Source organism: Candidatus Nitrohelix vancouverensis, assembly GCA_015698305.1.
Taxonomy (GTDB): domain Bacteria; phylum Nitrospinota; class Nitrospinia; order Nitrospinales; family VA-1; genus Nitrohelix; species Nitrohelix vancouverensis.
Map to the genome: position 1 here is coordinate 1,352,225 of CP048620.1, position 26,221 is coordinate 1,378,445.

At 51.7% G+C, this 26,221-nt stretch carries 22 protein-coding genes and 1 pseudogene; 13 read left to right on the forward strand and 10 right to left on the reverse strand.

Going from position 1 to position 26,221, the window contains the following annotated elements; all coding sequences use genetic code 11:
* Positions 1-338 precede the first annotated feature (338 nt).
* On the forward strand, positions 339-1,325 hold the full coding sequence (gene nirK, locus G3M78_06380; GenBank protein QPJ65035.1) for a nitrite reductase, copper-containing: 987 nt from the start codon (positions 339-341) through the stop codon (positions 1,323-1,325).
* Positions 1,326-1,395: 70 nt separating this feature from the next.
* Here nirK and G3M78_06385 read toward each other — a convergent pair whose 3' ends face one another.
* Together G3M78_06385 and G3M78_06390 are read right to left on the reverse strand one after the other, a co-directional pair.
* Entirely contained in the window at positions 1,396-2,712 is a 1,317-nt protein-coding gene (locus tag G3M78_06385) for a PAS domain S-box protein (protein QPJ65036.1), read from the reverse strand.
* A 96-nt stretch (positions 2,713-2,808) separates the two neighbouring features.
* Positions 2,809-4,869, reverse strand: a complete 2,061-nt coding sequence (locus G3M78_06390; GenBank protein QPJ65037.1) for a DUF3488 domain-containing transglutaminase family protein — start codon at positions 4,867-4,869, stop codon at positions 2,809-2,811.
* A gap of 216 nt (positions 4,870-5,085) precedes the next feature.
* Between G3M78_06390 and G3M78_06395 the strand changes: the two genes are divergently transcribed.
* The 3 genes from G3M78_06395 (at position 5,086) to G3M78_06405 (ending at position 6,606) form a co-directional block, all read left to right on the forward strand.
* Entirely contained in the window at positions 5,086-5,640 is a 555-nt protein-coding gene (locus G3M78_06395; protein QPJ65038.1) for a peptidylprolyl isomerase, read from the forward strand.
* Positions 5,641-5,710: 70 nt separating this feature from the next.
* Positions 5,711-6,205, forward strand: a complete 495-nt coding sequence (locus G3M78_06400) for a peptidylprolyl isomerase (protein ID QPJ65039.1) — start codon at positions 5,711-5,713, stop codon at positions 6,203-6,205.
* A gap of 47 nt (positions 6,206-6,252) precedes the next feature.
* Entirely contained in the window at positions 6,253-6,606 is a 354-nt protein-coding gene (locus tag G3M78_06405; protein QPJ65040.1) for an STAS-like domain-containing protein, read from the forward strand.
* A gap of 174 nt (positions 6,607-6,780) precedes the next feature.
* Here the strand turns inward: G3M78_06405 and G3M78_06410 are convergent, their stop codons facing one another.
* Together G3M78_06410 and G3M78_06415 are read right to left on the reverse strand one after the other, a co-directional pair.
* Positions 6,781-7,386 carry a hypothetical protein gene (locus G3M78_06410; GenBank protein QPJ65041.1) on the reverse strand — a complete coding sequence of 202 codons (606 nt, stop codon included), beginning with the start codon at positions 7,384-7,386 and terminating at the stop codon, positions 6,781-6,783.
* A 131-nt stretch (positions 7,387-7,517) separates the two neighbouring features.
* On the reverse strand, positions 7,518-9,398 hold the full coding sequence (locus G3M78_06415) for a hypothetical protein (protein QPJ65042.1): 1,881 nt from the start codon (positions 9,396-9,398) through the stop codon (positions 7,518-7,520).
* Positions 9,399-10,155: 757 nt separating this feature from the next.
* On the opposite strand from G3M78_06415, the gene G3M78_06420 reads away from it, so the two are divergent.
* The 8 genes and pseudogenes from G3M78_06420 to G3M78_06455 all read left to right on the forward strand — a co-directional run bounded on the left by G3M78_06420 (position 10,156) and on the right by G3M78_06455 (position 17,586).
* Complete coding sequence (locus G3M78_06420) at positions 10,156-10,584, forward strand: cytochrome c (protein QPJ65043.1); 429 nt, start codon at positions 10,156-10,158, stop codon at positions 10,582-10,584.
* A 133-nt stretch (positions 10,585-10,717) separates the two neighbouring features.
* On the forward strand, positions 10,718-11,623 hold the full coding sequence (locus G3M78_06425; protein QPJ65044.1) for a phosphate/phosphite/phosphonate ABC transporter substrate-binding protein: 906 nt from the start codon (positions 10,718-10,720) through the stop codon (positions 11,621-11,623).
* A gap of 2 nt (positions 11,624-11,625) precedes the next feature.
* Positions 11,626-12,342 (forward strand): phosphonate ABC transporter ATP-binding protein, encoded by a 717-nt coding sequence (gene phnC / locus G3M78_06430; protein QPJ66786.1) that lies wholly within the window; start codon positions 11,626-11,628, stop codon positions 12,340-12,342.
* 107 nt (positions 12,343-12,449) lie between these two features.
* On the forward strand, positions 12,450-12,827 hold the full coding sequence (locus G3M78_06435) for an STAS domain-containing protein (GenBank protein ID QPJ65045.1): 378 nt from the start codon (positions 12,450-12,452) through the stop codon (positions 12,825-12,827).
* A gap of 221 nt (positions 12,828-13,048) precedes the next feature.
* A pseudogene (locus G3M78_06440) lies at positions 13,049-13,426 on the forward strand (hypothetical protein).
* A complete protein-coding gene (locus G3M78_06445; protein ID QPJ65046.1) occupies positions 13,416-14,930 on the forward strand; it encodes a c-type cytochrome in 1,515 nt (504 codons plus the stop codon). Before G3M78_06440 ends, G3M78_06445 begins: the two are co-directional and overlap by 11 nt.
* 64 nt (positions 14,931-14,994) lie before the next feature.
* Entirely contained in the window at positions 14,995-16,617 is a 1,623-nt protein-coding gene (locus tag G3M78_06450; GenBank protein QPJ65047.1) for a hypothetical protein, read from the forward strand.
* A 135-nt stretch (positions 16,618-16,752) separates the two neighbouring features.
* Positions 16,753-17,586, forward strand: a complete 834-nt coding sequence (locus tag G3M78_06455) for a response regulator (GenBank protein QPJ65048.1) — start codon at positions 16,753-16,755, stop codon at positions 17,584-17,586.
* Positions 17,587-17,612: 26 nt separating this feature from the next.
* Here the strand turns inward: G3M78_06455 and G3M78_06460 are convergent, their stop codons facing one another.
* The 4 genes from G3M78_06460 to G3M78_06475 all read right to left on the reverse strand — a co-directional run bounded on the left by G3M78_06460 (position 17,613) and on the right by G3M78_06475 (position 23,225).
* On the reverse strand, positions 17,613-18,998 hold the full coding sequence (locus tag G3M78_06460) for a hypothetical protein (GenBank protein QPJ65049.1): 1,386 nt from the start codon (positions 18,996-18,998) through the stop codon (positions 17,613-17,615).
* 15 nt (positions 18,999-19,013) lie between these two features.
* The gene (locus G3M78_06465) at positions 19,014-20,123 is read right to left on the reverse strand and encodes a tetratricopeptide repeat protein (GenBank protein QPJ65050.1); all 1,110 of its coding nucleotides are present in this window, start codon (positions 20,121-20,123) and stop codon (positions 19,014-19,016) included.
* A 115-nt stretch (positions 20,124-20,238) separates the two neighbouring features.
* Complete coding sequence (locus G3M78_06470; GenBank protein ID QPJ65051.1) at positions 20,239-22,050, reverse strand: radical SAM protein; 1,812 nt, start codon at positions 22,048-22,050, stop codon at positions 20,239-20,241.
* A gap of 161 nt (positions 22,051-22,211) precedes the next feature.
* The gene (locus G3M78_06475; GenBank protein ID QPJ65052.1) at positions 22,212-23,225 is read right to left on the reverse strand and encodes a hypothetical protein; all 1,014 of its coding nucleotides are present in this window, start codon (positions 23,223-23,225) and stop codon (positions 22,212-22,214) included.
* 1,077 nt (positions 23,226-24,302) lie between these two features.
* On the opposite strand from G3M78_06475, the gene G3M78_06480 reads away from it, so the two are divergent.
* The gene (locus G3M78_06480) at positions 24,303-25,013 is read left to right on the forward strand and encodes a hypothetical protein (protein ID QPJ65053.1); all 711 of its coding nucleotides are present in this window, start codon (positions 24,303-24,305) and stop codon (positions 25,011-25,013) included.
* Between the two features lie 548 nt (positions 25,014-25,561).
* Here G3M78_06480 and G3M78_06485 read toward each other — a convergent pair.
* Both G3M78_06485 and G3M78_06490 read right to left on the reverse strand, forming a co-directional pair.
* On the reverse strand, positions 25,562-25,861 hold the full coding sequence (locus G3M78_06485; GenBank protein ID QPJ65054.1) for a HigA family addiction module antidote protein: 300 nt from the start codon (positions 25,859-25,861) through the stop codon (positions 25,562-25,564).
* Between the two features lie 11 nt (positions 25,862-25,872).
* Entirely contained in the window at positions 25,873-26,151 is a 279-nt protein-coding gene (locus G3M78_06490) for a plasmid maintenance system killer protein (GenBank protein QPJ65055.1), read from the reverse strand.
* Between the last annotated feature and the right edge of the window lie 70 nt (positions 26,152-26,221).

The window sequence follows — 26,221 nt, forward strand, 5'->3', positions numbered from 1 at the left end:
AAGACGCGCCAAGAGGGGTCTTGTTAACTTCTTAAAAAATAAATGATTAGCTTATTATTTACGAAGCGGGGGCGCCTGTCAACCATTGGTTTCATTTTTAGGCGTTGAGCGGATTTTGGGTCTGGAGGAAAGGGGGTCGGGTGTTGCCCTGTTGTCTGAAACTGTTACATTGCTCCAGCTTGCAACGTTTATTTGATTCGGAGTTATTCTGATGTTCTGCGTTTGAGCCTTTAAGCTGGCGGGTTTTATGGCATTGGAGCGAATTGGTATGGCTTTTGCTTTATGTGAGGGCAGGCATCGTTTTTTTTGAATCATCTATTTTTATCTGGAGGTAAGTAATGAGAGGTTTGTTTAATAAAGTGACTTTGACCTTAGGCGCGTTTGCGGTTGCTTTTTCAGCTCCGGCTTTGACGCATGCTGGCGACGTGGCGAAATTGACTCATGCTCCGAATGTTCCGGCGCCGATCACGCGATCGGCTCCGACGACGGTGATCGCGCATCTGGAAGCGAAGGAAGTTGTGGGCGATTTGTCGGACAAGGTCAAATACAGCTTCTGGACTTTTGGCGGCACGGTTCCCGGCCCCATGTTACGCGCTCGAGTGGGTGACACGATTGAGTTTCACCTGCATAATCATAAAGACAACAGTCAGGATCATAATATCGACATTCATGCGGTCAACGGTCCGGGCGGCGGCGCGGCGGTGAATACCGTGAAGCCGGGCGGAGAGAGCGTGTTCACGTTCAAGGCCAAGGCGGCGGGTCTGTTCATCTATCATTGCGCGGCGGGTCAGATCGTCGATCATATCTCCAACGGCATGTACGGTCTGGTGCTGATCGAGCCGGAGGGCGGTCTGCCTCCTGCGGATAAAGAATATTATGTGTTTGAGAGCGAGTTCTACACGAACGGCGCGGAAGGCGTGCAAGGCTTCGATATCAACAAGGGTCTGGCCGAGCATCCTGATTTCGTGGTGTTCAACGGACGAGTGGGCGGTTTGATGGGCGACAATGTCCTGACCGCCAAGGTTGGCGAAAAGGTTCGATTGTATTTCGGAAACATTGGTCCGAACGGGATTTCTTCCTTCCACATCATCGGCGAGATTTTCGACACGGTTTATGTCGAAGGCGCGTTGGGCGGATTGAAGAATCACGGCGTTCAGACTACGCTCATTCCTTCCGCAGGGGCGACGATCGTCGAGTTTGTGGTGGATGCGCCGGGCGATTACACGCTGGTGGATCACAGCATTTTCCGCGTCGCTAAAGGAGCGATTGGAGTTCTGGAAGTGGAAGGCGAAGAAAATCCGGAAGTATTCCGAGCCGGTAAGTAAACGCCGTTGTCTGGTATTGAAGCGCGGGGGCCTTTGGCTCCCGCGTTTTTTTTTTGCGCGATGCGCGACGTCAGCAGAGGTCCATGCTTTTCATTTTTCGCCAGAGGGTGACGCGGTGCAATCCCAGTTCCTGCGCGGCGCGGGTCTGATTGTTGCGGTGTTTTTCCAGGGTCTGGCGGATCAGTTCGCCGGTCAGTTTGGGGCGCGCTGTGGCTTGCCGCGGATATTTCTCGGCGGCGGCGGGCAGGTGAAAATCCTCCGGTCCGAGGCGTTTGGCCTCGCTGACCACGCAGGCGCGTTCGACGGCGTTTTCCAGTTCGCGCACGTTGCCCGGCCAGTCGTGTTCCATGAGCCGTCGCAGGGCGGCGCTGGTGACGCCTTTGACGCTCTTCTGGCTGGAGCCTTTCCAGTGGCTGATAAAATGCTGAACGAGGTAGGGGATGTCTTCCTTGCGCGTTCGCAAAGGCGGTAGCTGGATCGGGATGACGTTGAGTCGGTAGAACAGGTCTTCCCGAAAACGTCCGTTGCGCACTTCTTCCATCAAATCCTTGTTGGTCGCGGCGATGATGCGAATGTCCACCTTGCGCGTGCGGTTGTCGCCGACGCGCTCGACCTCCCGTTCCTGCAAGACGCGAAGCAGGCTGACCTGCACCTGCGGACTCATGTCGCCGATCTCATCGAGAAATATGGTGCCGCCGTCGCCTTCCTCGAAGCGTCCCACGCGGTCGCGCAGGGCGCCGGTGAAAGCGCCTTTGACATGCCCGAACAATTCGCTCTCCAGCAGGTTTTCAGAGAAGGCGGAGCAGTTGACTTTGATGATGCGGTTCGCCGCTCGCGGGCTTTCAAAATGGATGGCGTTGGCGACCAGTTCTTTGCCGGTCCCGCTTTCCCCCTGCAGCAGAACGGTGGAATCGTAGGCGGCGATATTTTTAATGGCCTTGAACAATTCGACCATCATCGGGCTTTTGCCGATGATGCTTCGGAAGGAATGCGATTCCTTGAGATCTTCGCGCAATTGATTGACTTCGGTGGCGTCGGTCATGGCCACCAGCACTTCGCGCTGGTTCTTCGGGCCTTTGTTGATCAGTCCGACATGGAACTCGCCGTCTCTGGTGACGCCGTCCTTGCGCGTGAAGGGCGAGGAGAACTGGATGGTCTCTGCGGTGTCTCCCGTCTTGGCGGTCATGCAAAGGGCGCAATTGTTCTGGCAGATGCTGTCGCGAAACAGCGTGATGCATTTCTTGCCGAGCACGTCGTCGCGCTTGAACTGGGTGATCTCTTCTGCGCGTTTGTTGAAATAACGTATGGTCATGTCCTGATCGTAGACAAAAACGGCTTCGTTCAGAACTTCAAAAATATTATTGATGTAACGGTCTTGTTGGGCCATTTGATGCGATTCGGTCTGAAAGTGAGTGTTGCAATGACTGTTGCATTTAGTGTTGCGCTTAGTATTGCATCAATCCTTGCGATTGTTAAGACTTTTTTATATTTTTTTCAGCAGTTCGATCATTTCCCTTTTTTCTCGGGGGTTGGGAGTGAAGGGGCTGAAGCGGGCGCGTTCATAGAAAAGCGTGATCTGTTGAATGATGTCGAAAGTTTCTTGCGGCATGGCGCTCAAACGCAATCTCAATTCTCTCGCCGTTTCGCCGGGCCGCTTCTGGATGTTTTGCTGGCGCAATTTTTCAAGTAAATCCAGATAAATCTGCGTGGCGAATTCGGGGCTTTTCAAATGCGTCGAGCGAAGCATGCGTTTGCAGGCCCACACAAGGGCAACCAGCAGGAGGATCAGGGCGATTCCGTAGCTCCGCATCGCTGTGGCGGCTTTGGATAAAAATTCTTCGGTCCCTAGTTGTTTGAACTGGCTGGACAGGCTTTGCCCGCTGGTCTGAAAAAAGTTGAGAATCCGAATCTGGTCGCGGAAGGAATATTTGACGACATAGCGTTGCCAGTACAGGCGCATCAAATCCAGCGCGCGAAATGAAAACTCGGCGCCGGTCTGGTTGGCGAGAGCGGGATCGGGCGGCGTGGGATCGTAGAGAACCCAGCCTTCTCCGGGGATAAATGCCTCGACCCAGGAATGAGCGTGTTTTTCTTGCAGGATCAGATAGCCTCCCATGTCGTTCCACTCGCCGACGGCGAAGCCGTTGACGAGTCGGGCGGCGACTCCGGCCTGCCTCAATAGAAGCGTCATGGCGGAAGCGAAATATTCGCAATGGCCCTGCTTCCATTTGAAGAGAAATTCATCAATGGGCGAGACGCCGGACGCCGGTTCGTTCATGTTCAGGGTGTAGCCGAATCCGTCTCCCAGATGCGCGAGGATGGCCTTGGCTTTTGCAGACGGGTTCTGGAGTGTGTCGGTCAATTCATGGGACAGTCGTTTGAACGCGGGGCTGACCGGCGGCAATTGAAAATAACTGGAGAAACGTTTGATGGCGTCGGCGTTGGGCGCCTGCAATTGATAAGCGATGCCGGGGTAGCCGATCTCGGAATGCAGGGTGAAACGACGCGGCCCGCCGTGGGCTTCGGTTTTGAGAACGAAGTTGGAGTCCATGCGCAGTCGTCTGAAATTTCCGTTGATGCTTTTGGGGATGCCCTGCGTGAAGACGATATCCGTATCGAAGGATTCGCGGTAAATTTCCTGACGGACCAGTTCCTTTTGCGGTTCGACGCGGAACAGGCTGACGTCGCTTTCGCGCGGTCTGCCGATCTCCCATTCGTCGGGCAGGGTGGATATCCAGTTGCGACCGTCGTAATGATCGAGCACGATGCCGCGCCAGTAGACGGGTTGTTGCGGTCGGTAGCGCGCGTCGCCCTTGAAATACTCGACGCGCATGACGACCGACTCGTTGAGCTTGATCTTGCCGACGTCGCCGAGGGACACTTTGTCTGAAAACCCGCTGATCGGCGCGGCCTTGACGTTGAGCGACATGAAGCCCAGCCCAAAGCGCGGGAAGCTGACAAATATCAGCGCGGTGAGAGCCAGACTCATCACGGAGAAAAGGGCGGAACTTTTGAACAGGGCGGCGCGTATGATTTCACGTTCGCCGGCGTATTTAAAAATATGCGGCGGACTTCTGCTCCCGGATTTCTCGACGGTCAAATTGTAAAAGATAAGGCACCAGCTCAGCGTCAGATAGAAAGCCAGAAAAGCGACGCCGAAGCTCAGGTCCTGGGCGTACAGGGCGCCGACGAGCAGACAGACGATGGCGAGGAGGTAGCCGAACAGATAGTCGTTCAACTCCGATTTGAGCAGGAAGCGGGTGAACATGAGATAGGCGATGAACCAGACGACCAGATCGAGCAAAGGCAGATCAAAACTGAAATATAAAACCGGCAGGGCGAGCAGGTTCCATTTCGAGATCAGGTGCAGGGTCGGCGGCGCGATGGGGATGGCGTTTTTAATCTCCAGCCAGTACATCAGGGTGAGCAGGGTGAGCAGGGCGACTCCGGCGTTGAGGGATACCACCTGACTCAGGATCAGACAAAACAGTCCCAATCCGGATAGCAAATAGCTGAAGAAGACCAGTCCGCTACGCAAAGTCATGAGCTGTGTTCCCGGTTTGACATTCGATACGCCATCTCCTAAAATCCAATCCAAATGAAAAGCTACGCTTTATTGTATTATAAAGTGATGCGATTCATCCGGGACTGTTTTATTCTAAAGCTGACAGGTTTCCGGAATCAGAAGTTTTGAACCCGGTTTCAAAATTTATTTTACCAATCAAGCGGGTCTGTGAACGAGAAAGGCTCTGGAGGAACGATGAAACGATTGTTATATGTAGGGATTTCTTTTTTTCTCTTTGTGGCGGCGTCGGCAAATTCAGCGTTTGCGGCGGAGACGGCCGTGATCGAAACGACGATGGGAACGATTGAACTGGAATTTTTCCCGGACAAGGCGCCGGGGCATGTGAAGAATTTCAAGGATCTGGCGGCAAAAGGTTTTTATGATGGAACCACGTTCCACCGCGTTATTCCCGGATTCATGATCCAGGGCGGCGACCCGAATACGAAAGACGCCGATCGACGCAACGACGGCATGGGCGGCCCGGGTTATTCAATCAAGGCAGAGTTCAATTCCACGCCGCACGACCGGGGTATTCTTTCGATGGCGCGTTCCGCCAGCCCGGACAGCGGCGGATCGCAGTTTTTTATCGTCGTCAAGGACGCGCATTTTCTCGACGGCAAGTACACGGTCTTTGGAAAAGTCACCCAGGGCATGGACGTGGCGGACGCTATTGTCGCGACCCAGCGGGATGCGAACGATAATCCCCTGACGCCGGTCATTATGAAAAAGGTACGAGTCGTAGAAAAATAAATCAAAACGCTTCATCTTTAACTTTTAACTTACAACAAGAGCGACCGAAGGGTCGATCTGGGAGTCGCATATGTCTAACGATACAGCAATCATTGAAACCACACTCGGCTCCATCGAACTGGAATTTTTTTCAGACGAAGCGCCGGGTCATGTTGAAAATTTTACGAAACTGGCGCGCGACGGTTTTTATGATGGGACCGCGTTCCATCGCGTCATTCCGGGATTCATGATCCAGGGCGGCGACCCGAATTCCAAGAGCGACGACCGTTCCCGGCACGGGACTGGCGGGCCGGGTTATTCGATCAAAGCGGAATTCAACGACATTCCGCATGAGCGCGGCATTCTTTCAATGGCGCGCTCGCAGGATCCGGACAGCGCAGGTTCGCAATTTTTTATCGTGGTGAAGGATTCCAATTTTCTCGACGGCCAGTACACGGCTTTCGGTCGCGTGACCAAGGGCATGGACGTTGCGGATAAAATAGTGAACTCGCCTCGCGACAGTCGCGACAATCCAAATGAGCGGATTGAAATGAAAAGCGTTCGCATCGTGTCGAGCGAGGGATAACATCAGGCGCGCGTGCGCGACTGCAACCTCATTATTGAGTAGAGCTTATGGAAAGTGAATTCAAGATAGACATCTATAAAATCATGAACACCTCAACCCCGTCGGGTAGAATGTCGGAGGATGGAGAACCGGCTGGCGATACGATTCGTAATTTGATCTCTGAAAATTGGGACAAATACGAAAAGATCATCGTTTATTTCGAGGGCATTCTGCAAATGACGCGTCCTTTCGTGGATGAAGGGTTCGCCAAGTTGCTTGAAACGCATACGCTGGATGAATTCAATCAGAAGCTGTTTTTCCCGGATGCAAATGACCGTATCGTTAAGGAATTGAATTCGGCGCTCAAACTGCGTATGAAGATCATCAAGGCGGCGGAAGAAAGAGCGGCGGAGGGGCGGTAACTTTTTTTATTGCGGGGTAACGACTGCGTGAGCGGTCGTTACCCCTTTTTTTTTATTTGATCGGGTTTTTCAATACTCTCGATACCGTTTTTTATTTGATCGGGTTTTTCAAACAGCTATCGAATCAATTCAAGTATTTGATCGGGTTTTCAAACAGCTATCGAATCTGTTTTGCTATTTGAGCGGAGTTTTGAGAACTTCTTCTTCCACTGCGTCGACCAGCTCCCCTGCCTGCTCGGCGTTGGCGGCGGTGATGATGCGGTCGCTGTGTACGAAGGGGGAATCCGAAATATGAGCCTTGGTTCTTTCGATTTCTTTGCGGGTTTTTGGGGCGTCCTCGACGGCGAGTTCCACGTTGTCCGCGAGACCGGCATTACTGATTACCGGCACGGCGGAACCGATGGCTCCCAAAACAAATCCGGATCGATATCGGTCGTTGATGAGCAGGCGCAGGATATCGTCTTTCCATAAATAATTGCGCGCGCCGCTTCCGCCGATCAGAACCACTCCGTGAAAGATGCCTTTGATCTGGCGCACGCCGCGTCCCCCGGCGACGTAGCTGTCTCCGGTGATTCCTTCCATCGCGTCGACAATCAACACATCCGGCATCTGCCGCCCGGTTTTCATGCCAACGGCTTCCTTCCATTTTGACGATGCGATCACACAGTTGGCGCCGCGTTCCTTGAGAGGCAAGTAAGTGTTTTCAAACTGGGCTTCGTCGTAATAGTCTTTGGGGATAACGAAGAGGATATTCTTTTTTTCTTCGGCTAATCGGGACATGTCAAACTTCTCCTTGAAACAAAAATCACAAAGACTGTTCTGCGTTTCTGAAATCAGCGTTTACGCGTCGCCAAATGCCGGGCTTGTGTCGTTATCGCCGCGTCCAAGGCTTCGCCTTTTTCAGAAAAAAATCAGTTTAGCATAAAGCGATAGAGGTGGAATCGGTTTTTTTCCAACAGGGGAAGCGCTCTGGTCTTGAGAAAACGCTGGAAATTGATTTGCTCGTGTTCGGACAAGGCGGCTCCGGCGCCAAAGATATAACGCGAGTCAAACAGAATACCGTCGAGGTTCCTGCGTCGCATTTCTTGAGAGATCTCTTCGACGCTGGAATGGGTTTTGAGAATTTTTTGAAGGGTATAGGCTTCGAAAAAGCTGTCGCTCGTAAAAGGGATTTCCAGCAGGTAGCCGAGGTTGCGCATATAGGCCAGCATGATTTTATCCTCGGGGCCAAAGTTTGCGTTGGCGCTCTGGTAGGCGGGCCATTGCGGGATGTGACGGTTTAGAAACGCGCTCCGTTTTTCCTGTCCGGTCAGATAGGCGATGGTCTGCGTGTCCCTCCAGTTCTGGACATCGAGGCTCAGGTTATACAGCAGGCCGAGTGCGAGCGTCGTCGGGAGGAGAAGTCTCAGCGTTTTTTTCAATCCAGGGCGAAGGGATTCAATCGATTGGCTGATCGTTTGCAAGCCAAGGGCGGAAGCGACGGCGAAGAGCGCCAGCGCTGGCGCGAGAAAGCGCAGGAACTGGAAATTGTAAAACCAGAACAAGACCAGAACGCAGACGACGAAAATGAGCGGACGCTGTTTGCGAGGCAGGGCGAATAGCGCCGGTAACAGGAGCAGTATAAGAATGCCTGCGGAGCCGTCAAATTGTACGCTTGACGACTTGGCGTGGACGCTCAGGTTGTAGGGGAGCAGGAGCAGGTCGAGAATTCCGGTTCCCATGCCCATCATTGCGTAATACTCGCTTTTTAACATCGAGCGCGCGACATCCCAGTTCAAACCCGGCTCGCCGCCCAGCCATTCCATGAGAAAGGGAGCGAAGGGGTTGCCGGAGTAATAAAAATTTTTGGCCCACCAGGGACTCATGATGAACAGAACGGATAAAACGAGAAGCCCGATTCTCTGAAAAATTTTTCCGATGCTTTCCTTGTGCGCGGCGCTGTAAAGGAGGATTCCCAGAAAGGCCAGCGGAAGCGCCATGCCTGCAGTGAGCTTTGTCGCCGTGGCGGTGGACGCGAACAGGCAGAGAAGAAGCGCCCAGCCGTTTTGCCTGCGTTCTCTCCACAGCTCCCAGGCAAAGAAAGCGGCGAGGGCGTAAAGAGCGGAAGGCAAGTCCACATAGGTTGCGGAACTGTATTGGAAAAAGGTCGGCGTCGACAGGAATCCCGCCGCGGCGAACCCGGCCCAGGCTCCCGCGCCTTTGGCGCGGCAATAGACGTAAATCAAACAAACGAGTTGCAGGCTGGTTGCCCATGCGACCAGTTGCGCCAGAACCTCTCCGCCAAGCCCATAGGCGAGCAGGTAGAGCATTTCAAAATGCAGAGGGAAAAACGAGTAAACGTTATCCGGAAGATTCACAAAGCGCCCGGCTTCGAGATAGGTTTTGGGAATCGCCAGATGGTAGACGAGCGCGTCGGTATGAAAGGCCGGACCCAGAGCTTGGATCAGGGAAAGCAGAGCCAGTAGAGACAGGCAGGCGATGGATATTTTTTCCAGCGGCGATTTGAGGCGAAACGAGTTGGATTCGGTTGATGGCGGGCTGGCGATGCTTTTGTGGAGTCGGGGCAATCCCGTCGACAGCGCCAGAATCAGTAGCGTAGAAAAAGCGATGGGATGAAACAAACCGAGAAAGCCGAGCAGGCAGGTCGCCTGGCTCAACAAAAGCATGCCCAGAGGCGGGCAAAAGGCCAGCGATTCGCTACGGGATTCGAATCGGATGCCGACTCTGGACGCCGCAAAACGGCCGACAAGGTAAAAACTCAGGAAAAGAATGGGGAAGAGGATGGCGTTCATTCCCGGCAGGCGTCATTTAATGGAGGTTTCTTCATTCGCAATGGGGTTGCCGGGAGGGGGCCGGCATGTTTGTATTTGTTGGCTACCCGTTCACTTCTGATTTTCCGCAGTTGCGCCACATCTCAGGTCGAACTCTGCTGACGAGACCGGAGCATTGAAAGTCTGTCCAAATATATCAAATGCTTGCTCAATTGGAAGTGGATAAGGATTCCTGCCAGCGGTGGGGCGAAATGCGACGATATAATAAGGAAGGATTTCTCATAAAAGACATAAAATTGAAAAGCCCTGAGCGAGAGGGGCCAGCCCCAATTCGAGCGATTATCAGCGTTAGCTTTACTGCAATATTTCGTGGCAGGTCCTTTCTACTTTGCTGAAAGCTTGACGCAAGCCAGAGCTGATTAAATTATTGAAATTAAAGGGTGTTTTTGTGTTTCTCCTGCGCCGGTTGCATCAGCGCGCGCATTAATTTTTGGCTAAAATGGTCATTAGAAGTGAATATATTGGGCGCTTCCACCCCCCCGGTGTCAGTTTTAATTTTTTATTGACAGCAGGGCTTGATTGATTATAATGCGTTTTTCTTTTTTGCCGGATTATATAAATAGTCGATTCTGCAATACCTTTTGAGCGTCGAACGACTTACGGGGATGCATTTTTGAATTTATTGAGGCTGATGTGATTTCGGCTTCTCTACTCGGGAATTTAGTATTTTTTAGGTGAGAGGGTTTTACAACCATTTTCAATTAAGGAGAAACAACTGATGAAAAAAGTTCTGGTTGTGGTAATGATTACTTTGTTTACTTGGGTTATGGCCGGTAGCGCGTATGCGGCTACTAAATGCCCCCAACCGCGTAAGACGAAATCTGCGCCGGGCGGTGATGCTGGTAAAGATATGACGGCTAAAGCGAATAAGGCTAACGGCGAAAAGCTGTATCAGAAATCTGCTAAGCCGATGGCTTGTATGCAATGTCATGGTAAAAATGGCGACGGTAATGGCAAATTGGGCGCAGGCTTGAAGCCGAAACCTCGTAACTTTACCTGTGCGGAAACGATGAAAGATATTTCCCCTGGCCAAATGTACTGGATCATCAAAAACGGTTCTCCTGGAACCCCGATGATCAAGCAGATGCTGAAAGATAACGAAATCTGGGATGTTATTAAATACATTCAAGAAGATTTCATGAAATAAGAGTAGTAAGTTTTTTAAAAGGCGGGGCGCCGTAAGGCGTTCCGCCTTTTTTTTATGCTTTTTTCAGGTCGCAACGCTACAATGAACGGATTGTATACAAACAGCCTTTAAATACCTTTCCCCTGATTGTGTCATGAAGATTCGTCAGCAAATTTTGATGATCGCCCTGCTCGTCTGGACGGCAATTGCAGGCTGGGCGGATGGCCTTGGCGCCAAAGAAAGTCGCGGTTCGGCGGACAATCCCGTGCGCATGATGTTTGTGCCTTCCGGCGACAGTCAGGTGATTTTGAAAGGCGGCGAAGAAATAGCGCGTCTGCTTCATGCTTCGACGGGGCTTCATTTTAAAACCTCCGTCGCGACCAGTTACGCTGCGGTGGTGGAGGCGATGGGGGCGGGTCAGGTGGACATCGGCTGGCTGGCCAGCTTCAGTTATGTCATGGCCAGGGAAAAATTCGACGTGGACTTACTGCTCATTGTGATGCGCTTTGGCAGCCCCTTCTATCGCGGTCAGATCATGGTGCGTAGCGACCGGGGCATCCGCCAGCTATCCGACCTGAAAGGCAAGACCTTTGCCTATGGAGACCCAGCCTCGACCTCGGGGCATTTGTACCCCAAGGCTCTGCTCCGGTCAAAAGGTCTGGACCCGGACACCTTGTTTGGCAAAACCCTGTTTGCCGGATCGCACAACGCGGTGATCCTGTCTCTGCTCAAAGGTCAGGTCGATGCCGGGGCGGCTTACGATGATGCGCGCGCGGCGGTGGCAAAAAATTTCCCGGAAGTTTTCAAAGATATTCAAATATTAGCTTATACGAGCGATATTCCCAACGACACGGTTTCTGCGCGTAAAGGATTGGACCCCAAAATCAAGCAAAGCATCAAGGATGGCCTGATGCAATTATCGAAAACGCCTGAAGGCGGAAAAGTTTTGAAGCAGATCTATGGCATCAGTGGTCTGGCCGATCTGGATGCCTTGTTTGATCCGGTGCGCGACGCCAGAAAGTATATGGGCCTGGAGTTCGACGCGGCGGGGAATCCCTGAGAATCATGACGCTTCAAATCGAACATCTTTGCAAAACCTACCCCGGCGGCTCCACCGCTTTGAACGATGTTTCGTTAACTATTGAAAAAGGCCAGTTTGTCGTTATTCTGGGGAAAAGCGGAGCGGGAAAATCCACCTTGCTGAGATGCATCAATCGTCTGGTGGAGCCAAGTTCAGGAGAGGTGGTCCTGGGCGGCGAATCCATTACCTCGGCGCGACCGAAACAATTGCGTCGCTTGCGTCGCAAAATCGCGATGGTGTTTCAGAATTACAATCTCGTCAAGACCCGGTCGGTATTGGTCAACGCCCTTTCGGGCTGTTTGGGCGCGGCGCCCTGGCTCGCCAGCCTGTTCGGACGATTCCCTCAAGAGCGGGTGGACGAAGCGGTTGCCTTGTTGAACGATCTGGGGCTGGGCGACAAACTGGATCAGGCGGCGGGGACCTTGAGCGGCGGACAACAACAGCGCGTTGGCATTGCGCGCTCGCTCATGCAGAAGCCGGATATCATTTTGGCGGATGAACCGGTCGCCAGTCTGGACCCGGAGACTGCGCATTCGATCATGCGGCTTTTGAGCGAGATCAATCAGAAATATCAGGTGACGGTTTTATGTAATTTGCATCAGCCGGAACTGGCCCGATCTTATGGTCATCGAGCCTTGGCCCTGGCGAATGGAAGTCTTGTTTACGATGGTTTGCCAGCGGGTACGACCGGTCTGTGATATTGCATGGCTTCCGGTTCTGTGCGGCGATCAATCGCGCGGGAAATTTGCTATAATAAATAATGGAAACAACTCGCTTTATTCACCCATAATCTGACGTTAAAATCATGGAAAAAATCCACAAGGAAATTTTGGGCCTGATGGGCAAGATAGATATCAATTGCCGCGACGAGGGAGACGTCATCGTCATTGAATTGAGCGGGCAGTTGGATATCTATAATTCCGGTGATCTGAACCGTTTGATAGACGCTTACATACAACGCGGTTTTCAAAAATTTGTCGTCAATTTGGAAAAAGTATCTTATTGGGACAGTTCCACTTTAAGCGTTTTCATCAACTGCATGCGCAGTCTGGAAGAGTTGAACGGAAAATTCCTGCTGGCCGGTCTGCAAGGCTCGCCAAGAGAGGTTTTTGAAATGGCAAAACTCGATCAGGTATTTTCCGTGTTCCCGAATGTAGGGCAGGCTCTGGAAGCGGCTGGATGAGCCGGGCTGAAAAGTTTTTTTTGCGTTGGGTGCGTTATCATCTAAAATATATTGAAAAATCCTTAACAATCTCAGAGCGAGGTAAGGATATGATGAAGATGGGACGATATCTGGGTTTCTTCTTTCTGGCGCTGACATGGTCGGCGTTCAACGCGGTTCCCGCTTCGTCAGATGATATGAGCGGCGCCTCTCCCCAAACGCCGAACAGCGTTCTGGAAGCGATCCCCAAGGAACCGGGGTGGAAAGCGCCGTCCTATCGCGGCTGGGAACTGCTAAGCGTCCCCGGCCTCATCTCCACCTATTACGATCTGGATCAGGATGGAACGCTTGACTATATGGTGATACGAAAGATCATGCGCAAGGTTTTTACCAGCGACACCACGATGGAGGAAGCGATCGAGATGGCCCGGTATGATAAAATGGCTGTTTATTTTTCAAATCCCGCAATCTATTTCACCAATAAACATCCCTTGTTTTACTGTAAGGGCGTTGATTTTAGAAAGAACTGTCGCGATATCTGGGTTGATATTGCAGAGGATGGTTTGAACGGCAACGAAGAACTCTATACCCTGTCCACTCCCCGCGCCCATGTTCGTTAAAAAATTCATTACCTTTATGATGGCGGTCGGCATTGTCGCGGCCGCTGGTTCCTTTGAGGGCAAGGCCCAGGCGGAGACGTCCGTGAAAGAAAACGCTCTGGGGGCGACTGTCTACAAGCATATGTGCATTTATTGTCATGGCGAAGACGGCAACGGCGGCGGTAAGGTAACGTCCTACCTTTACCCCTGGCCGAGAGATTTTCGAAACGGCGTGTTCAAGCGTCGTTCCACGCCTTCCGGCTCGCTTCCTCTCGATGAGGATATTTACAAAACCATCGTTCGCGGTATCCCCGGCACGGGCATGCCGGCCTGGAAAGATTCTCTTTCCGAAGCCGAAGTCTGGGGGGTGATTGAATACATCAAGGGATTTTCAGACCGCTTCAAAACGGAAGAGATGAAAGAGCCGATTCCAGTCGGCAAGGCTCCCGCCCCAACGCCTGAGTCGCTTGCAACGGGCGCCGAATTATATAAAGAATTGCGTTGCGCGCGGTGTCATGGTTCGGACCTGAAAGGCTCCGGCGAATTGTCCTCGAATCTGTTCGATATCTGGGATCACCGGGTATTTATCTATGATTTAACGAATCCGAACACTTATAAATTTGGCTTCCAACCTGAAGATATTTACCTGACATTGACCGCGGGACTGGACGGCACGCCGATGAAGGCCTATTCGGATCTTAGCGATGAAGAGCGTTGGAGCCTGACTCATTTTGTCGACTCAAAAATCAATGGCGAACGCTATGAGCCAGCGGGATTTGAGGTCGATCTGGAAGTGAGCCTGACCGATCAGGAGATCGATCTGGACCCGAACCACGAACGATGGAATACAGTTCCCATTCAGGCCGTTCATATGTTACCGTTAAGCGCACGAAACAACCCAGTGAACCGGATCAAGGTGCAGACCCTGAAAAACGACGAAGCCATCGCGTTTCGTTTGCAGTGGGAAGACCCCAAGCCGGATAAGTCCTCGTCGCGGCATCAGGATTTTAAAGACGCCGTGGCTCTGGAATTTGCATTGGGAGATGCGGTCCTGCACAAACACGGGCACAATGAGCCGTTTTTCGGGATGGGCAATCGCGGCAAAGTCGTCAACATCTGGCAGTGGCGCGCCGATTGGCAAACGGAGATCGAAACTAAGAAAAAACTGGAGTACGCGACGGACGGTATCGACCTGGACGTGATGGTGTTTGGCGGGGAAGTGAATCCTGTGGATTCATTAAATCCCTTCCGCGATGTTCCCGTCGAAGAACTGAACGCCGAGGGCTTTGGGACCTTGACGCCTCAACCGCAGACCAAGCAGAATATTCTGGGGCAGGGCGAGTGGAAGGATGGGGTCTGGAGCGTGGTATTCTATCGCACTTTGGAAACCCTGAATAAATGGGATATATTTTTTCAGAATGAAAAACCGGTTCTCATGTCGTTCGCCATTTGGGACGGCGCGAACCACGACCGCAACGGTCGTAAGGTGATTTCAATGTGGCAAAAGTTGAATTTGCCAAAATAAGCAAGCTACATCTTGGGGACAGATAAGGATCAAGTAATCGTATCTTAATTCATATGGGGGAAACATGTCGGAAGATGAAGTAAAGGACGGCGAAGCTGAAAATGAGAATGAAGACAAGGATTTTTTACCGTCTCAGAAAATTGACGATCTGGACGAAGTCCTTGAAGAAGACGAACTGGATGAAATCGACGAAGTCGACGAGCAGGCCAAACCTGAACGAGGCGCCTACATGGTCCTTGGGCAGGGCGACTTTTCCGTCACCCAGGCCAATCGCGGCGCCGACGATCCAGGGGATAATACGCTTTGCGAACCCCAATACATTACCAAGTATGGCGAAATGCTCTTTGCATCGGATCGCGGCAACCATCGCGTCTTGATTTGGGATCAGTTCCCTGAGGAAGATGGCGAGCCTGCCAGCGTTGTTCTGGGGCAGGAAGATTTCGCCGACTGTCTGGAAAATCGAGGTATGACAACCACTCTGGATGAAATGACTTCGGGCCTCGGCGACGAAAGCCTCGACGGTTTCACCATCAGCAAGTGTGAAGAAGACACCTTGTCGCAACCCGCCGATCTGGCTGTTATCGACGGCAAGTTGTATGTGGTGGATAGCGGCAACCACCGCGTTCTCAGGTGGTCGGGTCTGCCCAGCGACGACGGCGAGCCGCCAAGCATGGTGCTGGGGCAGGACAATATGGATTGTAACGAAGCCAACCGCCGTAGCGTCATTGGTTCTGGATCGTTATTTTTTCCAATGGGCATCTGCTCTGGCGACGACCAGCATGTTTTCGTTGCGGATAAAGACAACCATCGCGTTTTGATGTGGAAGAAAATCCCTTTTGGCGACGGCTGGAACGCCGACATCTGTCTGGGGCAACTCGGCATGGACGAACGCGAACCCAACCGCGGCGATTTCGACAACGTCGAATCGGATACGATGAGCTTCCCGACAGGCGTTCATTATGACGCTGAAGAGGACAAGCTGTTCGTTGTCGATCAGGGCAACAACCGCGTTTTGATCTGGAACAAGTTGCCGCGTGAAAACGGTCAGCCTGCAGATCTGGTGCTGGGTCAGAAAGATTTTCAGAGCCGCGACGTGAATATGGGCGCCGGTTCCAACCGCGCTAACGCGGGCGGAATGTACTTCCCGACCGATGTCGTTTATGGACGCAACGGATTGTTCGTTTCCGATACCAGCAACAACCGGGTGCTTTACTGGAAAGAGTTGCCGACGGAAAATGGTCAGCCTGCGGACCGCGTGTTCGGGCAGACCAATTTTTACGATAACAAACCCAACCGTTTTGGCGAAGCCTCGTCTTCGACTCTGAACGACCCTTACGGCCTGCATCTCGAGGAAGGATTGAGTCGGGAAGAAGCCGGTCTGGCCGACCTGGATGATGAGCCGATTGCGGAGCTGGAAGGTTCGGATGATTTTGACGATGACGAAGTTCGATTGGAACGTCGGGATGACGACGAGGACGATGAGGATAATTGTTTTCGTCTGTATATCAGCGACCGGGGAAATTGCCGGATCGTCGTTTGGCGAGAACTTCCGCTCACTGGGCTGGAAGTGAAGGAGGAGGAAGCGGAAATGGTGATCGACGCTCCCGACACCCTCATTGGCGAAGACGACGAGGACGACGATTATTTTTCTGAAGAGTCGGAAGAAGAGGAAGTGCCGGCTGTTTAGTCCTGTGCTCGATTAATAATGAACCGGCGGACGCATTGCGTTCCGCCGGTTTTTTTCCCCGAAAGGCGGATGCGGTTATAATTATTTTGCTTTTCCAGATAGCGCCAGCTGACGCGATCAAAACTTGAGACATTTATGGATACCGCAGAAAAAGAATTTAAGGGCATGAGAATTGTGCTGGTGGATGACATGCCCCAGAACCTTGACGTGTTGATTGGGACCCTCAAGGAATTGGGTTGCAATCTCTTCGTCGCAAAATCCGGCGAGCAAGCGCTTGAGCTTTTGACGCGAGAAGTTCCAGATCTCATCCTCATGGATATCAAGATGCCGGGAATGAGCGGTCTGGAAGTGTGTAAAAAGATCAAAGCCGATCCAGAGCTTCAACAGGTTCCTGTTATTTTCATCACTGCCGTGTCCGGCGTTGAAGATACATTGGAAGCGTTTCGGATCGGCGGCGCGGATTATGTGACCAAGCCTTTCAACCGCGAGGAAGTGGTGGCGCGTGTCAGTAATTTGTTGCGTCTTCAAAAAGCTTTGGCCGAGAAAGAAGCGCTTCTTGAAAAATTTGCAGGAACGGCCAATCTCTACAAGACGATCGTAGAGAAGGCATCCGAGTTGATATTTGAACTGAACCCGGAGAGGCAGTTTATCTTTGCGAATTCATCGTTCAAGTTTTTGGGTTACGATCCGGTGGAACTGGTGGGGCGGTCGGTGAATATGTTGTTTCCAAAACCGCCCAGCGAGGATGAAATGGAACGGCTGGCGACAAAAGGAGTCGGGCCGTTGACTACGGTTGGTTTGGAGTTGACGGTGAAGGTTAACGAAGACTCGACTATCTCGGGGGAACTGAAAGAGATGCGGTTTTCTTTCGATACTTATGGTTTGTGGAGCGTTCCCGACGAGCTGGTTTTTAAAGATGACGTGAAGAAAAAGTTTTTAGGCACCTTGTGCATTGGCCGTCAAATCTGACGCCATCTCCGGCGAGGGCCAACGTTTCAGCAGAAGTTGGCGCGGATGAATGCGATCGGTAGCGGCGCCTGGGTGAATGCGCGATCCAGGTCTTTTTCCCGGTATCCCAGTTTACGTAATCGAGCAAACGCGCCCTGCGTTTCCTCCAGAGTGATGTATGCGACGGTGTCGGGCACGCCCCTAACGCTCAACGCCGCCGCCAGTTTGGCGATCAGTTTCTTCTGTTTTTTCGGCGTGCCGGGCATCGGCGGGTAACTCATTTTGTTTTTGTAGGGACTTTTGTAAGCGTGGTTGAGCGCATGCAAGGTTTCCAGCATGAGCAGGTCCCGATCCCAGGCTTCCATTTCCATGGCGCGCGGATGTTCCTGAACCAGATCGACAACGCTGATCAAGGCGTCGCCGACATTCCGAGCCACCCAGTCTTTTTGCAATTCTGTTCCGACCCTTGCAAACCCGACGGCCTTGCCCACCTCGGCGAGCAATTCAAAATTGACCATATTGGTGTACTGCCCGCCATAGAGATTGAAGTAGGGGCGACCTTCCAGATTGACTTCCTTCATGGACAACATGCCGTAATCCATGCCGGTATAGCCTTGCCCGTCGGGTTTGAGTGTGGCGCGCGCTTTTTCCAGCGCGGCGTAGGCTCCGATGTTGACGGGAACGGGGATCTCGTCGACGACCTTTTCAAAATGCGCTTCGATGATTTCTGCATAGGGCCAGTCTGAAATATCGACTCTCTGAAAACTGCGTTCCCAGTGAATCGCAGGCAATACCTCAGGTTGTTGCGCGAGGGACGCAAGATCCTTGTCGTTGAACTGGCGGCGGAGCGCTTCCCAGTCGTCTTGAGATCGGTTGGGGATCATCAGGGGCTGAAGGTATTCTTCGTAAAAGACGCCTTGATGTTTCAGAAGAACCTTGGCCGCGAGGTCGTCCCAGATTTCGTTTGAGATGATTTTGTCCGCGGATGCGGGTTTGAAATTGTCCGATTTTCCGGCGTCGATCTGGATCGTTGTGAAACGGTCTTTGTGTTCGAGCAGGAGGGGATGAGCGCGCGCGCCTTTGAGAATTTCCTCAGAGTAATCGCAGAGCAGATAATGCGTGCGCGCATAGACCTGCCCTTCGGCGTCCTGTTCTTTCAAGCGGGAGAGAAAACAGGCGGCGAGGTTGCCGTTGCCCACGCCCCATTCGTGTACATACCAGGGGGATTCCTGATCCGCTCGCGTCAGCGCCTTGGCGAGAAAATCGTCCGCCAAAGCATGCGCCAGTCGGTAGTCCCGACTGACGAAAGTTTGGAAGTGATCGTGGATCGCCGGACCCTGAATGCCGTAGAAGATCGCGTTGACATGCGTTTGCCAGTAGTCCGCGGGCTGAAAATCGCCCAAAGGTTCCAGCGGGTTTGAAGATTCCGTCATGTAATGGAAACCGGTCTAGTTCTCTGGCATGGCGCCTTCGGTGCCAGGCTGGGCCTGATCCAAAGTGCCGCCGCCGGCCAGTTGTCCGGTTTGCGAAACGCCGCCGGGGATGTTGTTGTGGTCCACCGTTCCGGCGTCTTCCGTGCTCTTTTTCATGATCTCTTCATAACGTCGATAGGCGTCGTTGGCGTCTTCGGCGCGGCCCACTTCCTTGTAGCAGTTGTAGAGGTTGAACCAGGCCAGACTGTCGTACTGGTTGAGCGACGCCGCCTGCTTGAATTCCTTGATCGCCGCTTCAACGCGCCCGATGGTCGCGTAGAGACTGCCCAGATTGGTGTGCGGCAGAGAATAATCCGGCGAAATGGCGATAGCTTTTTTGAAGGCGTCGACCGCTTCGTCGGTCATGTCCATGCTGGAGTAACAGCTTCCCAGGTTACAAAAGGCCTGCGGGTCCTTGTCGTCGAGTTCAATAACGCAGAGCGCGCTGTTGAGCGCCTCTTCATAGTTGCCGGTGTGGTAATAGGCCGTGGACAACGCCGATCGCAGTTCCTTGTCTTCGGGATTGAACATCAGCACTTTTTTGAGGACCTGAATTTCTTCGTCGTACATGCCCTGCATGTCGTAGGCCGCGGCGAGATTGGCGTAGCCCATCGCGTCCATGGGATCGAGTTCGACCACGCGTTTGAACGATTGCGTCGCATTTTGAAAATAATCCTTCAACATGTAAACGCCGCCGAGATTGAAATGGGTTTCCGGATCGTCCGGCGCCAGCTCCGTCGCCTTGTTCAAAGTGATGATGGCTTCGTCCTCATGCTGGTGCAGAGCGTAGGCGGTGCCCAGCAGTTTGTAGGCGTTGGCGTGTTTTTTATCCCGGCTGACGACGGTTTTGAGTTCCTTGATGGCGTCTTCGTAGTTGCCGCCGTCGATATAAAGGGAACCCAGCTCGGTGAGCAAATCCAGATCGTCGGGAGTCTTGTTGAGTTCTTTTTTTACCTGACGGAATCGCTTGGAAATGGCCATCTCCCGTTTGGTTTCTTCAGGATCTTTAACGCCGAGTTCTTCGAAGATCTCGGGGTGAATTTTCATTGTGACCCAGTCGGTGGGTTTGGTTGGCTTGTCCGACATATGGCGTAAAACTCCTTATCAGGTGATTTGAGAATGCTTGGGTTAAAAAAATTTTAGGTGATCGGGAGCATCCTGTCAAGATGGCGAACGCGCTTGCGTTCGCGTCTGTTCCCGGCTAATTCACCGTTTGTTGTTCGGCGGCTCCGTCCATCGCCATTTTTTGAATGCCTTCTTTTCCGTACCTGTCCAGGTAGAGAAGAAAATGTTCTCTCGATAAAAATTTCCAGACCCGGCGCGATTCGAAATTTTCTTCGATGGTTGCATCGAAGGATTCGTAAACGTCCATGACTTCGTCGCGGGCCATGCCTTCGTTGATCTCATAATCAAATATGATGGCGAGATCGCGATTGGGATCGTGAATGATGCGGTCGATCTTGAACTTGGCCGGGTTGTGATAAATGGCGGAATCTTTCTCCAGCGTGAAGATGGACTGCCCGACGGAATGAATGGTGCCCGCTCCCGACTCGCTGTTCTGCACAGTGAACTGGATGGTGTCCTCGGCTTCCTCCCGCGTTTCCGTCGGGAAGCCAAAGAACAGATACAGATGGTTCCAGATGCCCGCGTCGGAACTGTGTTTCAAGACCCGCTTTTCCGTCGCCTGATCGCAACCCTTGTCGATGATCGACAGGATGCGGTCGTTGGCGCTCTCCAGGCCGAAGAAGAGCATGATGAAACCGGCGTCGAACATCTCTTTGAACAGGCCCGGCGTTTCCACCTCTCCCGATTCGAACTTCAACATGCCGAGGGCGCGCATCGGCGTTTTCTGCGCCAAGAGGGCCTTGGACATGCGGCTGAAAGCGTTGGGAGAAATCGCCTCGTCCGAGAAAGTGAAGAAGCGCGTGTTGTATCGCTTGCCGAGATAGTCGATATCCTCTGCCACCTGCGTTTCGTTTTCCTTGCGGTAATGCGAATCGTAAATGAAGCTATGCGTGCAGAAAGTGCATTTCCCCCAGTAACAGCCCCGGCTCGCCATGTAGGGAAGCACCGGATACGGCATCAGGTATTTGTCGAGGGGAAGCGCGTCGAAGGTCGGGCGGGCCAGTCGCTCGTAGGGCAAAGCCTTCTCGCGGCTATTGTGCACCACCTTGTCGTCTTTCAGGTGAATCAGATTGGGCACCGTGTCGACGCTCTCTCCCGCTTCGAGACGTCGAATGAGGGTTTCCAGCGGCAGTTCGCCTTCGAACAGCACGACGCTGTCGAAAAATTCCTTGAACAGGACTTGCTTGTCCCCCAGCAAATCCTGATGCCGGGCGAACACGCTACCGCCGATCACGATATGCAGGTCCGGGCGCAGTCGCTTGAGCTGACGCGCCAGCGTGAGGCCGGGGATGACCTGTCCGGCGTGAATGATGGAAATGCCCGCAAGCCCGTAGTCGTCCCAGGAAACCTGCTTGAGCAGACGCTCTTCGTATAGTTTGATAAAAGGATTGCGCAGTCTGTCCTGCGTCGCCGTCATGATCCCGCTGAGATTCTCTTCCGGGTTGCCCTGCATGAAAAAGGAATCGAGATCGATACGGCTCGGATGATGCGCGAAGGAGATGAGCTTCATCGCGATCTTCAGCGTCGTGTAGGCGTCCTTGTATAAAGGAAACTGAAAGAACAAATCCTCCGAGCGCAAGACCTTCTTGGCGTCCTCCACTTCAGAGAACACCGACTCCAGATAAGCCTCGTCGCCCAGAATCTGCCGATACACCGGACGCACTTCCCGGTCTTCCTCAGACATCGCCGGGGCGGATAGCCGGGCGCGAATCTGCTCGACGCATTCCTCCAGATAAGGCCGACTCAGGAGGATGTCGTAGCTTTCAATATTGAAGTCAAATTGATCCGCTTCGAAGCCCTGCTTCTGCAAATACGCGGTCAGCGTCGGCAGAGACAGGTAAGGCTGGCTCGGGTACCATTGCGGCGGAAATATCAGGGCTGTTTTCATAAGACGCCTGCGCACATGAAACATTCTCCAGTCTCCATTGAGGAGACAAAAACTTCAATCGCTTGCAGATCTTGAATCTGGATCCATATCTATTCAGATGCGTTCAGAATATACTCTGCTCCGGCCACTGTCAACGCGGCAATCCACTTGAATTTACCGCGTTAAAGTTTGACGACGAAGGCGGCGCGGTCGTATCCAAAGAGAACCGCTTCCGGCTTGTCGCGAAAAAAGGCGTCCACCGCCACCCGCTCGCCATAAGCCGCGCCATAAGCGTAATTCTGAAACATCATGATCCCGCCGGACGCCATCAAAGGATAGAGCGATTCGCAGAGAAAACGCGTTGTCGCGTACTGGTCGCAGTCGATATGAGCCAGCGACAAACGCTTCAATCCCGCGCCCGCGAAAGTCTCGAAAATATCTCCCGGAACGATGTTGACGCCATCGAACTCGCTCATCAAAGCGCGCACCCCCTCCGACCCGCCGGATGCGAAGGAATTCGGCGTCGCCTGATCCAGCGGCGACTGCTCCTGAATCCCCGAAAAACTGTCGAACAAATGCAAACGCTTGTTCATCCCCAATTCCTTCATCACCGTCGCCATGAAATAGGCGCTGCCGCCCTGATAGACGCCAAACTCCGCCACGTCGCCCTCCAGCGAGGCCGTCTGTTGAAGGTACTGGTAACAACAACGCCAGTTCTCCGGCGAGGTGTACCAGAGAACGCCCTTGCGCGTCAGCGTTTGATGGCAAGCGTCCGACAAGCGCGCGAATTCCGTTTCTGTCACAGGGTCGGCGTCGCGATGCACGCACAAGATCGCCTTGCCGCTCAATTTCGATTCCGCGATCTGCTCCAGTATGGAATAAATGGATGCCGAATCGACCATGATAGCGATCAGGTCGATGGAATCGCTCAAATCCAGCGCCTGCTCGAAAGACACAATGGGCGCATCCGCAACCGGAGCCGAACCGCATTTGAAATTGTCGATGACGCAGACCGGCTTAAATTTGTCGCCCAGAATCTGATGAAACTCGACCAGCGTTTTGCAAGCCGGATACGTTTTGCCCCAGAAGGCGACGCGTGTCTCCGGCTTCATTTGCAGATGATCGAACAAACGACGAACCAACTCGTCCAGGCCGCCCACGCAATCTTTTAAAATGAGAGAGCCTTCTGAAATCATATCCGCCCGATACCTTTGTGCAATTAGGAACAACTCGATTTGCCGAAGGGGATTATAACCCGATCCGCGCCACAGCGCGCCGCTAATAATGTTCCACTGGCCGTGGAGGCCTAATGCCGGAATGTTTTGGTTGAGTTTTAGCAGTACAAGTCGAGTCTTGTGGGTCCAGCGTCACGCTGGGCGGGCAACGCCCGCAGGATAAGCACCGTAACGCTTCGATTGCGTTTGAACAGTTTGAATAGCAGTACAGGCTGAACTTTGAGAGTCGAGCGTCACGCTAGAATGGAGAAACATCCCCCAAAATACGTCTTTGCGAGGAGCGTTAGCGACGAAGCAATCCAGAGTCTTTTATGAAACGCTTAAAGGCTCTGGATCGCCGCGCTCCCTGACAGTCGCTCGCGATGACGTTTCTTCGGGACATCACTCGTCGTTGTGAGGAGCGTCAGCGACGAAGCAATCCAGGAAAATCCAAAACACTAAAGCCACCCTCACCTGTATCCTCTCCCTGAGGGAGAGGACGGGCTTTGCCCGCTGGGTAAGTCCATAAGGTTTCAGTTGCGTTCAGAGATATTGCTAGCAATACGAGTTGAGCGTTAGAAAACCCTCTCCCCTCGGGGAGAGGGCTGGGTGAGGGGGTGGACATCTTCCGCATCATCGATCCATGAAAATATCGTCACGCTTCAGAACTATTACTTCCCTGGGAGTTGGAACAGGAACTCTCACGGTTCGTGGATTATTACAACAACGACCGATACCACGAATCTTTAAACAACGTGACTCAAGTTGATGTTTACTTTGGTCGTCACCGAGAAATCCTAACAAAAAGGGATCAGATAAAAAGAAAAACCCTGGCACTGAGGAGAAAACAAAATCTCAAAACCAGGGTCGCTTAATTTGAACTTGATAAATATTTTTCGAAGGACTATAAACCAAATGCGCCTCTAGTTAAATACTACTCTTGGTACACATTCGTTTGAAGACCTACAGCAATATAAAAAGATGTGTCTCACTAGAGAGATTTAAAAAATAGTACTACTACGATTAATCCAAGCAATTTAATTCCCTGGAATGTGGTAAATGGCAAGTGAAATAGAAAACCTAGATTTAATTCGAAACTCAATGTTTGATTCAGGCAAAGAGGTAATTAAAAATAACCCCTCTATAGATAATAGGCGAGATATAAGAGTATTGACATTTTTTAAGATGAGCGAGGTAGTAACAACAGCTAGGTTAGGCTTAGTCTTCATTCAGACCTTCAAGAAAAACCCAGAACTTTTGAAAGACAACCCCGCCTTGCAAAATAGTTTTGACCAACACCCTATGCGATTTGAGGAGTTTGAACGTTTTATTAAAGCCACTTACATTCAGAATATATTTATTATCCTAGAAGCATCATTAAGAAACTTTTTAAGAGAATTGTCCCCCCATTCTTGTAGCAAAGGAACATCTTCATTCAAAAATATTTACGAAAAGCTTTTTAAAGAGCTCCAACTCAACAATCCTTTAAGGGAAAAGTTTTTTACCGTTCTGGATTTTTGGCGGGAAATAAGAAATTCAGTTCATAATAATTTTGTATATTTTTCGTCGAAAGAAGAAAGTATAACCATTTCTTACAAGGGGTTACCTTTTTTATTCGAAAATGGCAAACCAGTTTCCTTTTTAAAATGGGAACTTCTTTATTTGTTAACATGTGACCTAGAAGAAATTTTCATTGAAATTATAAATCAAGAAGCCATCAAGAAAATTCATCTGATGATTGATCCGGCCAACATCTACACGGCAAGTTAAGACATTATTTATTTAGTTCTCCTTCTTTTCCTCCCAAATTCTATTCATAAATATTACTTTTGCATGCATAAGAAAATATCAGCAAATAAAGGGGCAAATCTTGATTTAACATTTATGTGATAATTTCATGCCATGTCGTGACCTTTAAGAATAGAGTGTGCAGTGATAGCATTTGGCGAACAGTGCTCCCAGTTGGGTGTTTTTTAGAAAAACGCATCTGCTTTCGTTAGCCTGCAAATCTCCCCTCCCCTCCACCCCCTTTCGCAACAAGTCGGATTCTGTTCTCATCAGAATAATCTCCACACCTCTTACATCCCGACCGGGCTGTGCAACACCCGCAGGATAAGGCCCGTAAGTTTCGATTGCGTTTGAACAGTTCGATTAGCATTACAGGCGGGGCCTTGCGGGGCCTTGCGGGGCCAGCGTCACGCTGGCTCTCTCTGGGGAAGGGGAAGGGCTTTTTTCCGCTGGGTAAGCTCTGTGATGAAAAATAATTTCGCAAACTCAAAGATTCTGACGCGGACAGTTATTTGCGTATTTATTCGGCGTTATGCATTGGAAGGCGTCGCTTCTGGGAAACGCTTCACCTTGATGCTCGCAATCTTGTCCTGCATTTGCGACATATCATAGGCCATTTGCATTCGAAGCCAATGCTCCGGCGTACTCCCAAAAGCCTTGGATACGCGAATCGCCATCTCAGGCGACAGGGAAGTTTTGGCGTTTATCACCCGAGACAAGGTTTGCCGGGTCACTCCAAGTCCTTCCGCCGCTTCCGTGACGTTCAAGCCGGAAGATTCTACGCAATGTTTTATTAATTTCCCCGGATGATCCGGGTGTTTCATCGTCATGTTGCCACCTCTTAATGGTAATCCACCAGATCAATATCAAAAGCCTTTCCATCTTCAAATCTGAAGATGATTCTATGATTCCGCGAAACGGAGACGCTGTGAAAATCGCGCATATTGCCTTTGAGGGGATGAAAACCGAAGCCCGAAATTTTCAGTTCATCCAGCGTTTCTGCGGTGTCCAGAACCGATAGAAAAAGCTCTGCCTTTTCCGCCATATCCGACCGTAACTTGGATTTATCGCCCTTTTCATAAAGTCTTTTCAAGCCGCGGTGGCGGAAACTTTCAATCATAGCCCAGTGTAATGCGCAACATGACGCGCGTCAATATCTCAGGGCGAAGGCAGATCGTTAAACTCAGGCA